This window comes from Micromonospora sp. NPDC005299 (genome assembly GCF_042872345.1).
Lineage (GTDB): Bacteria > Actinomycetota > Actinomycetes > Mycobacteriales > Micromonosporaceae > Micromonospora.
In genome coordinates this window covers 420,013-432,878 of record NZ_JBIAKG010000004.1, presented here as the reverse complement: position 1 = coordinate 432,878, position 12,866 = coordinate 420,013, and the positions used below count along the sequence as shown (strand labels likewise).

16 protein-coding genes and 1 pseudogene are annotated in these 12,866 nt (G+C 73.2%); 14 read left to right on the top strand and 3 right to left on the bottom strand.

What is annotated here, in order from left to right:
* Position 1: 1 nt before the first annotated feature.
* On the top strand, positions 2–1,090 hold the full coding sequence (locus tag ACFYPD_RS15125) for an amidohydrolase family protein (RefSeq protein ID WP_387113146.1): 1,089 nt from the start codon (positions 2–4) through the stop codon (positions 1,088–1,090).
* A gap of 50 nt (positions 1,091–1,140) precedes the next feature.
* On the opposite strand, the gene ACFYPD_RS15120 is transcribed toward ACFYPD_RS15125, so the two are convergent.
* Positions 1,141–1,791, bottom strand: a complete 651-nt coding sequence (locus tag ACFYPD_RS15120; protein WP_387113144.1) for a TetR family transcriptional regulator — start codon at positions 1,789–1,791, stop codon at positions 1,141–1,143.
* A gap of 92 nt (positions 1,792–1,883) precedes the next feature.
* Between ACFYPD_RS15120 and proS the strand changes: the two genes are divergently transcribed.
* The 12 genes from proS to ACFYPD_RS15060 all read left to right on the top strand — a co-directional run bounded on the left by proS (position 1,884) and on the right by ACFYPD_RS15060 (position 10,231).
* The gene (gene proS, locus ACFYPD_RS15115; RefSeq protein WP_387113143.1) at positions 1,884–3,290 is read left to right on the top strand and encodes a proline--tRNA ligase; all 1,407 of its coding nucleotides are present in this window, start codon (positions 1,884–1,886) and stop codon (positions 3,288–3,290) included.
* Between the two features lie 71 nt (positions 3,291–3,361).
* Entirely contained in the window at positions 3,362–4,009 is a 648-nt protein-coding gene (locus ACFYPD_RS15110) for a DUF402 domain-containing protein (protein ID WP_387113141.1), read from the top strand.
* Between the two features lie 242 nt (positions 4,010–4,251).
* On the top strand, positions 4,252–4,755 hold the full coding sequence (gene rpsP / locus ACFYPD_RS15105) for a 30S ribosomal protein S16 (RefSeq protein WP_387113139.1): 504 nt from the start codon (positions 4,252–4,254) through the stop codon (positions 4,753–4,755).
* The gene (locus ACFYPD_RS15100; RefSeq protein ID WP_187399607.1) at positions 4,730–4,990 is read left to right on the top strand and encodes an RNA-binding protein; all 261 of its coding nucleotides are present in this window, start codon (positions 4,730–4,732) and stop codon (positions 4,988–4,990) included. The genes rpsP and ACFYPD_RS15100 overlap by 26 nt, the downstream gene beginning before the upstream one ends.
* The gene (gene rimM, locus ACFYPD_RS15095) at positions 4,990–5,532 is read left to right on the top strand and encodes a ribosome maturation factor RimM (RefSeq protein ID WP_387113138.1); all 543 of its coding nucleotides are present in this window, start codon (positions 4,990–4,992) and stop codon (positions 5,530–5,532) included. The genes ACFYPD_RS15100 and rimM overlap by 1 nt, the downstream gene beginning before the upstream one ends.
* Positions 5,533–5,548: 16 nt before the next feature.
* The gene (trmD, locus tag ACFYPD_RS15090) at positions 5,549–6,337 is read left to right on the top strand and encodes a tRNA (guanosine(37)-N1)-methyltransferase TrmD (protein ID WP_387113136.1); all 789 of its coding nucleotides are present in this window, start codon (positions 5,549–5,551) and stop codon (positions 6,335–6,337) included.
* Between the two features lie 144 nt (positions 6,338–6,481).
* A complete protein-coding gene (gene rplS, locus ACFYPD_RS15085) occupies positions 6,482–6,841 on the top strand; it encodes a 50S ribosomal protein L19 (protein ID WP_107077631.1) in 360 nt (119 codons plus the stop codon).
* A 193-nt stretch (positions 6,842–7,034) separates the two neighbouring features.
* Entirely contained in the window at positions 7,035–7,913 is an 879-nt protein-coding gene (gene lepB / locus ACFYPD_RS15080) for a signal peptidase I (RefSeq protein WP_387113134.1), read from the top strand.
* Positions 7,910–8,542 carry a signal peptidase I gene (gene lepB / locus ACFYPD_RS15075; RefSeq protein WP_387113132.1) on the top strand — a complete coding sequence of 211 codons (633 nt, stop codon included), beginning with the start codon at positions 7,910–7,912 and terminating at the stop codon, positions 8,540–8,542. Before lepB (ACFYPD_RS15080) ends, lepB (ACFYPD_RS15075) begins: the two co-directional genes overlap by 4 nt.
* A 47-nt stretch (positions 8,543–8,589) precedes the next feature.
* A complete protein-coding gene (locus tag ACFYPD_RS15070) occupies positions 8,590–9,057 on the top strand; it encodes an NUDIX hydrolase (protein ID WP_387113131.1) in 468 nt (155 codons plus the stop codon).
* Positions 9,051–9,911 (top strand): ribonuclease HII, encoded by an 861-nt coding sequence (locus tag ACFYPD_RS15065; RefSeq protein ID WP_387113129.1) that lies wholly within the window; start codon positions 9,051–9,053, stop codon positions 9,909–9,911. Before ACFYPD_RS15070 ends, ACFYPD_RS15065 begins: the two co-directional genes overlap by 7 nt.
* The gene (locus ACFYPD_RS15060; protein WP_007075222.1) at positions 9,908–10,231 is read left to right on the top strand and encodes a DUF2469 domain-containing protein; all 324 of its coding nucleotides are present in this window, start codon (positions 9,908–9,910) and stop codon (positions 10,229–10,231) included. Before ACFYPD_RS15065 ends, ACFYPD_RS15060 begins: the two co-directional genes overlap by 4 nt.
* Positions 10,232–10,288: 57 nt before the next feature.
* Here ACFYPD_RS15060 and ACFYPD_RS15055 read toward each other — a convergent pair whose 3' ends face one another.
* Together ACFYPD_RS15055 and ACFYPD_RS15050 are read right to left on the bottom strand one after the other, a co-directional pair.
* Positions 10,289–11,395, bottom strand: coding sequence for a sulfite oxidase (locus ACFYPD_RS15055; protein ID WP_387113127.1), 1,107 nt, complete (start codon positions 11,393–11,395; stop codon positions 10,289–10,291).
* A gap of 20 nt (positions 11,396–11,415) precedes the next feature.
* Positions 11,416–12,066, bottom strand: coding sequence for a class I SAM-dependent methyltransferase (locus ACFYPD_RS15050; protein ID WP_387113125.1), 651 nt, complete (start codon positions 12,064–12,066; stop codon positions 11,416–11,418).
* A 225-nt stretch (positions 12,067–12,291) separates the two neighbouring features.
* Between ACFYPD_RS15050 and ACFYPD_RS15045 the strand changes: the two are divergent.
* A pseudogene (locus ACFYPD_RS15045) lies at positions 12,292–12,837 on the top strand (M23 family metallopeptidase); the annotation flags it as partial.
* Between the last annotated feature and the right edge of the window lie 29 nt (positions 12,838–12,866).

Sequence of the window (12,866 nt, the reverse complement as noted above, 5' to 3'; positions counted from 1 at the left end):
CATGGCTCTGCATGTGCGCGGTGTGCTCCTGCCGGACGACGAGGTCCGGGACATCTGGCTGGTCGACGACCGGGTCACCTTCGAACCGGTGCCCGGCGCCGAGACGGTCGTCGACGGCGGCTTCGTGCTGCCCGGCCTGACCGACGCCCACTGCCACATCGGCATCGCCCACGGCGGCGCCCCGATCACCTCCCTCGACCAGGCCCGCGAGCTGGCCCGCACCGACCGGGACGCCGGGGTGCTGGCCATCCGCGACGCCGGCTCGCCGTACCCGTACCCGGAACTCGACGACGAGCCGGACCTGCCGCGACTGGCCCGCGCCGGCCGGCACGTCGCGCCGCCGAAGCGCTACCTGCGCGACATCGGGGTGGAGGTCGGCGCGGCCGAGGTGGCCGCGACGGTGGCCGCGCAGGCCACCGCCGGCAACGGCTGGGTCAAGCTGGTCGGCGACTGGATCGACCGCGGGGTCGGTGACCTGGCGCCGGCCTGGGACGCCGACACGATGACCGCGGCGGTCGCCGCCGCGCACGCCGCCGGGGTACGCGCGGCCGTGCACACCTTCTCCGAGTCGGCCGTGGAGATCATGGTGCGGGCCGGGGTGGACTCGGTGGAGCACGGCACCGGGCTGAGCCTCGACCTGATCGACCTGATGGCCCGGCAGGGCACCGCGCTGGTGCCCACGATGATCAACATCCGTACCTTCGGCCACATCGCCGAGCAGGCCCGCGCGAAGTTCCCCGGGTACGCCGACCACATGCTCGCCCTGCGTGACCGCTTCCCCGAGGTGGTCCGCGCCGCGCACGAGGCCGGAGTGCCGATCTACGTGGGCACCGACGCGGGCGGCGGCATCAACCACGGGCTGGCCGCCGAGGAGATGCTGCTCCTGCACGAGCAGGCCGGCATGTCGGCCGAGGACGTGCTCGCCGCCGCCTCCTGGCGGGCCCGGGAATGGCTCGGCTTCCCCGGCCTGGTCGAGGGCGGCCTGGCCGACCTGACCGTCTACCCCGAGGACCCCCGCCGCGACCTGCGCGTGGTCCGCGCCCCCTCCCGCATCGTCCTCCGCGGCCGCGTCCTCCCCTCTCCTCGTTGATCAAGAAGTTTGCGTCAGCGGACGGGTCATTCGTGACGCGAACTCCTTGATCAACCCGCTGGCCGGGTGGCGGCGGTGTGGAAGAGGTGGAGGGCCAGGTCGGCCAGTTGGTCGGCGGTGTCGTCGACGGGCGCCTGGGGGAGCACGATGTGGCTGACCACCAGTCGGACGATGGTGTCGGCGGCGAAGGCGCGGGCCGCCGGGTCGCCCGCGGGCAGGTGCCGATCGGCCCACTCCAGCAGGGCCGCGGACGCCTCGGCGAGCACCAGCTCGGACCGGGTGGTCAGGTAGGGCAGCAGCTCGTCGGAGCCGCCCCGGGCGCTGGTCAGGATCGCCTTGACCAGCGGGTTGTCCGCGGCGGCGGCGAGGGTGTGCCGGATAGCCGCGTAGGCCCCGGCCCGCACGTCGGCGCCGTGCACGTCGAGGGCCGCGCGGACCTCGCCGACGAACCGGTCCACCTCGCGCCGGGCGAGCGCCTCGGCCAGGCCGGCCTTGCTGCCGAACTCGTTGTAGACGGTCTGCCGGCTCACCCCGGCGGCCTGCGCCACCCCGCCCATCCGGACGCCGTCCCAGCCCACGGCGACCGTCTGCGCGCGGGCGGCGTCCACGATCGCGTCCCGCAGCCGGTGCGTCGACACCTCCGGCTCGGCGCGTCCGACGTCGCGCGGCGACCCGGAGCCGTCGTCTGGAAGCTCACCCATCGTCGTCGAAGTCTACGGTCGGGTGACGTGACACGGCGCGCGCCGACTCCCGGGCGCAGCGGCGGCCCACCCGGCGCATAGGATGTGCGGTCATGGCACGCGTGCTCACTCCCCGTGCGGAGGACTTTCCCCGCTGGTACCAGGACCTGATCGCCAAGGCGAAGCTGGCCGACAACGGCCCGGTGCGGGGCACCATGGTCATCCGACCGGCGGGCTACGCCATCTGGGAGCGGATGCAGGCCGAGATGGACGCCCGGATCAAGGCGGCCGGCGCGGAGAACGCGTACTTCCCGCTCTTCATCCCGGAGAGCTACCTCAAGCGCGAGGCCGAGCACGTCGAGGGCTTCTCGCCGGAGCTGGCCGTGGTCACCCACGGTGGTGGCAAGCAGCTCGCCGAGCCGGTGGTGGTCCGCCCCACCAGCGAGACGGTGATCGGCGAGTTCATGGCCAAGTGGATCGACTCCTACCGGGACCTGCCCCTGCTGCTCAACCAGTGGGCGAACGTGGTCCGCTGGGAGCTGCGCCCCCGGATCTTCCTGCGCACCAGCGAGTTCCTCTGGCAGGAGGGGCACACGGCGCACGCCACCCGCGAGGACGCCCGGGCCTACGCCCGCCGGATCCTGCACGAGGCGTACGAGGACCTGATGGTCAACGTGCTCGGCATCCCGGTGGTGGTCGGCCTGAAGACCGCCCGTGAGCGCTTCGCCGGCGCGACCGCCACCTACACCTGCGAAGGCATGATGGGCGACGGCAAGGCGCTCCAGCTCGGCACCAGCCACGAGCTGGGCCAGAACTTCGCCAAGGCGTTCGACATCAGCTACTCCTCCGCCGAGGGCGGCCGGGAGCACGCCTGGACCACCTCCTGGGGCACCTCGACCCGGATGCTCGGCGGCCTGATCATGTGCCACGGCGACGACAACGGCCTGCGGGTGCCGCCGAAGCTCGCGCCGGTCCAGGCGTACGTGATGATCGTCAAGGACGGCGAGGGCGTCGCCGAGGCGGCGAACAAGCTGTGCGACGCGCTGCGCGACGCCGGGGTCCGGGTCGTGCTGGACGACCGGACCGACACCGCGTTCGGCCGCCGCGCGGTCGACGCCGAACTGCGCGGCTACCCGGTGCGCGTCGAGGTCGGCCCCCGCGACCTGGCCGCCGGCAACGCGGTGGTGGTCCGGCGTACGGACGGCTCGAAGGCCCCGGTTCCGGTCGCCGACGTGGTGGGCGCGGTGCTCGCCGCCCTGGAGGCGGACCAGCAGGCGCTGCACGACCAGGCGCTGGCGTTCCGGCGGTCCCGGACCGTCGAGGTCGCCACGCTGGCCGAGGCCATGGAGGCGGCCGCCACCGGCTGGGCCAAGGTGCCGTGGTCGGCGGTCGGCGTCCAGGGTGAGGCCGAGGCGAACGGCCAGGGCGTCACCGTCCGGTGCCTGCTGCGGGCCGACGGCTCGGTGCCGGACTCCGAGGACGAGCCCGACCTGGTCGCCGTCCTGGCCCGCGCCTACTGAGGTGTAAGGAAGAGCCCTTCTTGACGCGTCCGCTAGAGCAGGGGCCCCTGCTGACAGCACTGGGTGGTGACGTGCGCTTCGCACCGGGTCGGCTGATCATGCACCGGAACGTGCGGCACGGCCGGATCGGCTGGGTCCGGGCGGCCCGCGTGGTGTGCGACGACGATCGGGGCCTGTTGCTCTGGGTGGCCCGGAACAGCCCGGTGGCGCACGAGGCGACCGAGGCGGGGCTGGGCATGCGGGCGGTGCCCTTCGCCGAGTGGATCACCTCGTCCTACCGGCTGGCCCGGGGCCGCTGGGGCGGGCCGCCGGTGCTGAAGTTCCTGCCCACCGGGGCGGCGCATTCGGTCTGGTGGTTCCGGGACGGACGTGGCCGCTTCCAGCACTGGTACGTGAACCTGGAGGAGCCCGGCGTCCGCTGGGACGACGGCGCGGTGGCCGGGGTCGACATGGTCGACCAGGACCTCGACGTGGTGGTCCACCCGGACCTGAGCTGGGAATGGAAGGACGAGGACGAGTTCGTCGAGCGCCTCGCCTTCCCCGGGCACTACTGGGTGACGGACGAGAAGGCGGTCCGGGCCGAGGGGGAGCGGGTGATCCGGATCGCCGAGGCTGGCGAGTTCCCCTTCGACGGCACCTGGTGCGACTTCACCCCGCCCGCTGATTGGGACGTACCGGACGAACTGCCACCCGGCTGGGACCGGCCGCCGGTCCGCTGATCCCGTGTCGTTCGTCACCACCATGGGCGACCCGGGCGAGCTGTCCGGGTCCGGTGTGAGAGATCGGGGCCGGACATGGCAGAATGGGTCGCTGGTATCCGGCGCGCGTCCGGCGCCCTCTAACCCGGGCGCGTCGCCAGTTAACCGAGCAGTCTCCGGCCCAAACCCCACTGTGCCGGTCGGCGCTCACCCGCACACCGCCCGCACCGGGCCGGTGAGATCGCAACAGGAGCGAAACAACTGTGGCCGTAAAGATCCGGCTCCTGCGGATGGGCAAGATCCGCAACCCGCAGTACCGCATCGTCGTCGCCGACTCGCGCACCAAGCGTGACGGTCGCGCGATCGAGTTCGTCGGTGTGTACCAGCCGAAGGAAGACCCTTCGGTGATCGAGGTCAAGTCGGAGCGGGTCCAGTACTGGCTGTCGGTCGGCGCGCAGCCGAGCGAGGCCGTGCAGCGCCTGCTGGAGCTGACCGGTGACTGGCAGAAGTTCAAGGGCCTGCCGGCCCCGCCGCCGCTGAAGGTCGCCCCCGAGCGGGCCGACCGCAAGGCGGCGTACGAGGCCGAGGCGAAGGCCGCCGCCGGTGTGGCGGACACCCCGGCGCCGACCAAGAAGGCCGCCAAGGCTGCGGCTCCGGCCGCTGCGGCTCCGGCCGCCGAGGCTGAGGCGCCGAAGGCCGAGGCGCCGAAGGCTGAGGCGCCGAAGGCCGAGGAGCAGACCGGTGTCGAGTCCGGCGAGCAGGCCTGACATGGCGCTGCGTCCCGCCCTGGAGCACCTGGTCAAGGGGATCGTCGACCACCCGGACGACGTCCGGGTGCGCATGGTCGACTCCCGTCGGGGCAAGCGGCTCGAGGTCCGCGTGCACCCGGAGGACCTCGGCACGGTGATCGGACGGTCCGGCCGGACCGCCAAGGCGCTGCGCCAGGTGATCGGCTCCATCGGTGGGCGCGGGGTGCGCGTCGACATCGTCGACTCGTACTGATGCTTCTCATCGTCGGCCGAATCGGCAAGCCGCACGGCATCCGCGGTGAGGTCACCGTGGAGGTGCGGACCGATGAGCCCGAAGCACGGTTCGCCCCGGGGGCGGTGCTGCGCACCGAACCCGGGGCGGTCGCGCCCCCGGAGCCCGGCGCCTACCGGGTGCCGTCGGAGTTGACCGTCGAGTCCGCCCGCTGGCACCAGGAGCGGCTGCTGGTCGTCTTCGAGGGCGTGCTGGACCGCGACGTCGCCGAGGCGCTGCGCGGCACCCTGCTCGGCGTGGACAGCGCCGAGGTCGCTCCGCCGGAGGACCCGGAGGAGTTCCTCGACCACCAGTTGGTCGGGCTGGCCGTGGTGACCCCGGCCGGTGAGCGGCTGGGCGAGGTGGCCCGGATCGACCACGCCCCCGCCTCCGACCTGCTGGTGCTGCGGCGCCCCGAGGGGCGCACCGCGCTCATCCCGTTCGTCAAGGCGATCGTGCCCGAGGTCGACGTCGCGGGCGGACGCGTGGTGGTGGAGCTGCCCGCAGGGCTGCTCGACCTCTGACTGGAGTCACCCCCTCATGCGCGTCGACATCGTGTCGATCTTCCCCGAATACTTCGCCCCGCTGGACCTGTCGCTGATCGGCAAGGCCCGGGCGGGCGGCATGCTGCGGCTGGCCGTACACGATCTGCGGACCTGGACCCACGACGTGCACCGCACGGTCGACGACACCCCCTACGGCGGCGGTCCCGGCATGGTGATGCGGCCGGAGCCGTGGGGTGAGGCCCTCGACGCCCTGGCCCCTGACGAGCTGAGTCCGGACGGGCACACCCTGCCCCGGCTGCTCGTCCCGTCCCCGGCCGGCGTCCCGTTCACCCAGGCCATGGCCCACGAGTTGGCCGCCGAGTCGCACCTGCTCTTCGCCTGCGGCCGCTACGAGGGCATCGACCAGCGGGTGCTCGACCACGCGGCGACCCGGATGCGGGTGACCGAGGTCTCCCTGGGCGACTACGTGCTCTTCGGCGGCGAGGTGGCCGTGCTGGTCATTCTGGAGGCGGTCACCCGGCTGCTGCCCGGGGTGCTCGGCAACGCCGGCTCGCTGGACGAGGAGTCGCACGCCCACGGGCTGCTGGAAGCCCCGATGTACACCAAGCCGGCGGAGTGGCGCGGGCACGAGGTGCCCGAGGTGCTCCGTTCCGGCGACCATGGGAAGATCGCGCGCTGGCGGCGCGACGAGGCGCTGCTGCGCACGGCCGCCCGCCGCCCCGACATGATCGCCGCGCTGCCGCCGGAGAGCCTGGACAAGCGGGACCGGGCGGCGTTGGACCGGGGTGGATTTCGGCCCCGGGCGGGGGATGTGGCAAAGTAGAGGGGTTGCCGCATCCGTCCACGCCGTGGGCGGCTGCGAGGGCCCTCGACCGGGGTCGGCGTCGCCGGCCACCACCCGGGGGTCAGAATCACCCATCCGCGCATCGACTGACGGTGCGCCGTTGAGCCTCACGAGGACACAGCGATGAACATCCTGGACGCCCTTGACGCCCAGTCGAAGCGCGTTGACCTGCCCGACTTCCGCGCCGGTGACACCGTGAAGGTGCACGCGCGGGTTGTCGAGGGCAACCGGTCCCGGGTCCAGATCTTCCAGGGCGTCGTCATCCGCCGCCAGGGTGACGGTCTCCGCGAGACCTTCTCGGTCCGCAAGGTCAGCTTCGGCGTGGGCGTGGAACGCACCTACCCCCTGAACAGCCCGGCTCTCGACCGGATCGAGGTCGTGACGCGCGGTGACGTGCGACGCGCCAAGCTCTACTACCTGCGTGAGCTGCGGGGCAAGAAGGCCAAGATCAAGGAGCTGCGCGAGAAGCAGCCGGCGAGCTGAATTTCCCCTCGCCACGCCGCCTGACCTGTGCGGATGTCGTATCGACCGGAGCGCATTACCCTGGTCGTACGGGCGCCGGGGGACGGCGCGCCGCGCCCACTCGACGCGGTGTCACAGCGGTCCACTACCGCCCGTGGGGTCTCCTTCGGAGACTCCCGGGCGGTAGCGTCGTTTCCGCGGACCGGAGAGTGGCATGGTGCAGATGCTTGACGAGGACGGCACCGTCGACCCGTGGCGCCGACGGCGGCGCACCCGCCGGCAGATGCCACTCTGGCAGGAACTGCCCCTGCTCCTCGTCGTCGCCTTCTGCCTCGCGGTGCTGATCCGCACCTTCCTGCTCCAGGCGTTCTTCATCCCGTCCGGGTCGATGGAGAACACCCTGCTCATCGGCGACCGGGTGCTGGTCAACAAGGTCGTCTACGACGTCCGCGATCCGGTCCGCGGCGAGGTGGTCGTGTTCCGCGGCACCGACCGGTGGGTCGCCCAGGAGGCCCCCGCGCCCCCGACCAACTTCGCCGGCAAGGTCGGCCGCACCCTCGGCGACCTGGTCGGCGTCAGCCGCCCCGGCGAGAAGGACTTCATCAAGCGGGTCATCGGGGTGCCCGGCGACAAGGTCTGGTGCTGCGACAAGGGCCGGGTGGTGGTCAACGGCGTGCCGCTGGACGAGCAGGGGTACGTCTCCGAGGACTCGCCGGTCGAGCTGCCGCCGAACCCGAAGGAGTGCCGCTCCCGGCAGTTCACCGAGATCGTCGTGCCGCCGGGGCAGATCTTCGTGATGGGCGACCACCGGCTGGTCTCCCAGGACGCCCGCTGCCAGGGCCCGGTGCCGATCGACAACGTGGTCGGCCGAGCCTTCATGATCGTCTGGCCGTCCCAGCGGTGGACCACCCTGCCGGTCCCGGAAACCTTCGCCGACCTGCCGCAACCGAACGCCGCGCCGGCCGGGCCGGCACCCGTGGACCCCGACCCGGTGGGCGGCGTCGTCCTGATCCTCCCGGTCACCGCCGCGCTCTCCGTTCTCGCGCGTTCGGGGCGACTGCGCCACGGCCGGGGACGTAGGCTCCACCCGTGATTGACGAGCAGACCGAGAAGCCGCGCAGTTCCTTCTGGAAGGAGCTGCCCATCCTCCTGGGCGTGGCGATCCTGGTCGCAGTGCTGGTTCGTGCCTTCGTGCTGCAGACCTTCTTCATCCCCTCCCCGTCCATGGAGAACACCCTCAAGATCGACGATCGGGTGCTGGTCAACAAGCTGGTGTACGACTTCCGCTCGCCGCACCGCGGCGAGGTGATCGTCTTCAAGGCGCCCACCGAGTGGAGCGGCAACCCCCAGGGCGAGGACTTCATCAAGCGGGTGATCGGGGTCGGCGGCGACCACGTGATCTGCTGCGACCGCACCGGCCCGCAGGAACGGCTGATCATCAACGGCAAGGCGATCGACGAGCCGTTCATCTTCCCCGGCAACAAGCCCGCCGACCAGGACTTCGACATCACCGTGCCGAAGGGCCGGCTCTGGGTGATGGGCGACCACCGGGAGGCCTCCGGGGACTCGCTGGAGCACTGGCAGCAGTCCGGCGAGGACATCGCCGAGGCCACCATCCCGGAGGACCAGGTGATCGGGCGGGCCTTCACGATCTTCTGGCCGGTCGGCCGGGCGACCTGGCTCAGCGTGCCGGAGCAGTTCGACGGCATCCCCAATTCCTGAGCCGGAGGGCGTGGGCGTTCGTCGGAGGCGTCTGGCAGGCTTGGGCGGTGACCGTCTACACCCCTCGTCGCGCGGCCCGGGTGCTGCTCGTCGACGCGTCCGACCGGGTGCTGCTGTTCGAGGGCAGTGATCCGGCCCGACCGGATCACCGCTACTGGTTCACCCCCGGCGGCGGCCTCGACCCGGGGGAGAGCCCGGCCGAGGGCGCGGCACGGGAGCTGGCCGAGGAGACCGGGCTGCGGCTCGCCCCGGCCGAGCTGGGCGCCCCGGTCTGGGCCGAGACGGTCGAGTTCCCGTTCGACGGGGTCTGGTACCGGCAGGAACAGGAGTTCTTCCTGGTCCGGGTGCCGACCTGGGAGGTCGACACGGCCGGCTTCGACGAGGTCGAGCAGGCCAGCATGCACGGCCACCGCTGGTGGTCGGCCGGCGAGCTGGCCGCGACGACCGAGCGCTACTACCCACCGGACCTGGCGGACCGGCTCACCCGGGCGCTCGCCGGGGGTGTCCCGTGCTGACCCCGCCGCGCACCGTGGTGCGCCGCGACGGCGGCCTCTACGCGCTGGAGCGGGCGCTGCAACGGCGCGGCTTCCGGCACGTGGCCGGCGCCGACGAGGCCGGCCGGGGGGCCTGCGCCGGGCCGCTGGTGGCCGCCGCCGCGGTGCTGCCCGAGGGGCGGCGCGGCGAGATCGACGAGCTGGCCGACTCCAAGCTGCTCACCCCGGCGGCCCGGGAACGGGTCTACGAGGAGGTCGTGTCGCGGGCCCTGGCGTACGCGGTGGTGATCATCCCCGCCGAGGAGGTCGACGCGCGCGGGCTGCACGTGTGCAACCTGGCCGCCATGCGCCGGGCGCTCGCCTCGCTGACCACCCGCCCGGAATACGTGCTGACCGACGGCTTCGGCGTGGACGGGCTGGACGTGCCCGGGCTGGCGGTCTGGAAGGGGGACCGGGTGGCCGCCTGCGTGGCGGCGGCGAGCGTGCTCGCCAAGGTCACCCGGGACCGGATCATGGTGGAACTGGACGAGCGGCACCCGGGCTACGGCTTCGCCGAGCACAAGGGCTACATCACTCCCGAGCACAGCGCCGCGCTGCGCGAGCGGGGGCCCTGCCGGGAACACCGCTTCTCGTACGTGAACGTGGCCACCGTCTCGGGGCGGGACGGCCGGCCGCCCCGGTCCCGCCGGCCGGCTGCCGGCAGCCCGGACGAGGTGCTCTTCGGCGCCCCGGACGGGGCGTTCGACGACGGTCCGGACGAGCCGATGGAGCGCTCCGACGCGGCAGGGGGTACCGTCGGCGTGGCGTTGGGCGAGCAGCCGCGACCTCCGGCGTCGGTGGGGGAAGATGTGGTCATGGAAGGCGGAGTGCGATGAGCGCGGAAGATCTCGAGAAGTACGAAACCGAGATGGAGCTGCAGCTCTACCGGGAGTACCGCGACATTGTCCGCCAATTCTCCTACGTGGTGGAGACCGAGCGCCGCTTCTACCTGGCGAACCAGGTCGACCTGCACGTGCGCAACTCGGACGGCGAGGTCTACTTCGAGGTCGAGATGCACGACGCCTGGGTGTGGGACATGTACCGCCCCGCCCGTTTCGTCAAGAATGTCCGCGTAATGACGTTCAAGGACGTCAATGTGGAAGAGCTCGAAAAGCCCGACATCTCGCTTCCCGCAGATTCCGGATTCGGCGGCTGACGCCAGCCGTCCCAGCGGCCGGCGGGCCCGGAGGCCCGGCCGACCGCCCCAGGCGGATCACTCCGCCAGCACGACCACCTCGACCCGCTGCACCAGGTTGTTCGCGAACCCGCCCCGGTTCCACGGCTGCTCCACCGGCTGGGTCCGCCCGGAGGCGTCGACCGCCCGGGCGCCCAGCACGTGCCGCCCCGGCGTCGCCCGCCACGACACCTGCCACCGCCGCCACGCCCACTCACCCCCGGTGGGCTCGTCAAGGGTCGCCGGCACCCACGTCGTGCCGCCGTCGAAGGTCACCTCGACGGCCGTCACCGGCGCGTGCCCCGACCAGGCCCGACCGTCCACCGTGCACGGCCCCGGCCGCAGCACCCGGGTGCGCGACATGAAGTCCGGAAAGCCCGGTGGGCGGACCAGCGCGCGGGGCTCGATCCGGGTCACCGGCACGCCGGGATCGTCGGCGTCCCGCCGCAGCCGGTACGCCACCGCGTTCTGGTAGCCGTCGAACGGCTCGGTCAGCACCCGGATGTCGCGCAGCCACTTGACGTGCGCCATGCCGTACCAGCCCGGCACGATCAGCCGCAGCGGCGCACCGTGCTGCGGCAACAGGGGAGCGCTGTTCATCTCGTACGCCAGCAGCACCTCCTCGCGCAGCGCGTCCGCCACCGGCAGCGCCCGCTGGTAGTCCTGCTCGACGCCGCGCTCCACACCGTGGTCCGCGCCGGTGAAGACCACGTCCACCGCGTCGGCCGCCAACCCGGCCTCGCGCAGCAGCGGGGCCAGCGGGGTGCCGGTCCACTCGGCGTTGCCCACCGCCTCCACCAGCCACGGCTGGCTGACCGGGCGCGGGTGCAGCAGCGCCCGGCCGTTCCCGGCGCACTCCAACGTCACGCGGTGGGTGACCCGGGGCCGCTCCCGCAGCGCCGCCAGGTCGAGGCGGAGCGACCGCGCGACCGCGCCGCCCACCGTCAGCGCGTGCGCCGCCGGGTCGACGTCCGGAATGTCGTAGTGGATGAGCAGGTAGTGCAGCCCGGCCGGGGTCACGTCGTAGCGCAGCGCCTCCAGCGGGATGCCGTGGTTGCGCGCGGCCAACTGGAGTTCCTCGGCGCTGATCGCCTCGTCCGGGCCGGCGACCCGGGAAGGCCGGCTGACATCGTCCACGGTGGTCATCTCGCTGCTCCTCGGCCTGTTCAGGGGTGGGTGAGGCGGTCGTAGCCGACGAACCCGAACATCGCCGCGCCCGGCTCCAGCGGGCGGGGCGGGCCGGCGAAGCGGTGCACGCCGACGCCCACCCGGTCGGCCGGGCTGCTCACTGCGACCGGCGCGAAGCCCTCCTCGGCGAACCAGTCGCAGATCGCGGGCACCAGGTCCGGTTCGCGGCGGTGCCGGGTCCAGAACACCGTGCCGCCGGTGGCGCAGAGGGAGGCGCAGTGCCGCACGGTGGCGCGGATGTCGGCGTCGGTGACGTTGCCGAAGATCCCGCACGCCAGGACGAGGTCCGCCGGCACGAGGTCGGCGTACCGGTCGGTCAGCGCCGCGTCCCCGACCACCACCTCCACGCCGGTCAGCCCCGCCTCGACGGCGGCGCGCCGGGCCACCTCGGCGTTGCGCGGGTCCAGCTCGACCAGGCGCGCCGTCACGTCACGGCCGCGATGGTGGGTGGCGAGCACCGGGATCAGGTCCCGCCCCTGGCCGGCGCAGAGGCTGATCGCCCGCAACGGCCCGGGCGGCGCTGCGTCCAGCGCCTCCGCGATGCGGTCCCGCACCTCGGCGAGCCGCCGGGCCAGGGCCGAGTCCGGCTGGTCGTAGTCGGTGTGCCAGGCGAACCAGTCCTTCGTCACGCGGCCAGCATAGGCGGGGCGCCGGTGGCAGATCCGCCCCGTCGACGGGGGTGCGTCCGCAGGTGGCGGCTGTCCACAGTGGCGCGGGGCGTGTGGTCGCGAGAGAGCGGCGGGGCCGGAAGAGTGCGGGCCGTGTGGATCCTGTCGAGCCGGGCCGGGGCGGCCCTGGTGCTGCTCGTCGCCCCCTCCCTGGCGGTTGCTCGTCCGGTCGCCGGCGTCGGGGCGATGTCCGTGGCCCGTGCGGCGTCGTCGCCCGACGCCGCGATTCTTGCGCCAACGGCTCCCCTCCATCGGTGGGCGGGGCGGTCGCCGTCCGCCGCTTCGGCACTGCCCGGATCGCCGTCGGCGCCCGCCGCGCCCGCCGCGCGCTTCCGCTGGCCGCTGGCCGGCACGCCCCGCGCCGTGCGCCGGTTCGACCCGCCGCCGCAGCCCTGGCTCCCCGGTCACCGGGGCGTGGACCTGGCCGCCACCCCGGGCACCGACGTCCGGTCGGCGGGCGCCGGGGTGGTCCTCTTCGCCGGCACGGTGGCCGGGCGTCCGGTGGTGACCGTCGGGCACGCCGACGGGCTGCGCACCACCTACGAGCCCGTCCGTCCCAGGTCGGCGGCCGGTGCCCGGGTCACCGCCGGCACACCGATCGGCCTGCTGACCGCCGGGCACCCCGGCTGCGCCGCGGCGGCCTGCCTGCACTGGGGGCTGCGCCGAGGCGAGGAGTACCTGGATCCGCTCGCCCTGCTCGGACTCGGCCCGGTCCGGCTGCTCCCGCTCGACCCACCGCCCGCCGGACCCGGTGCTCAGCT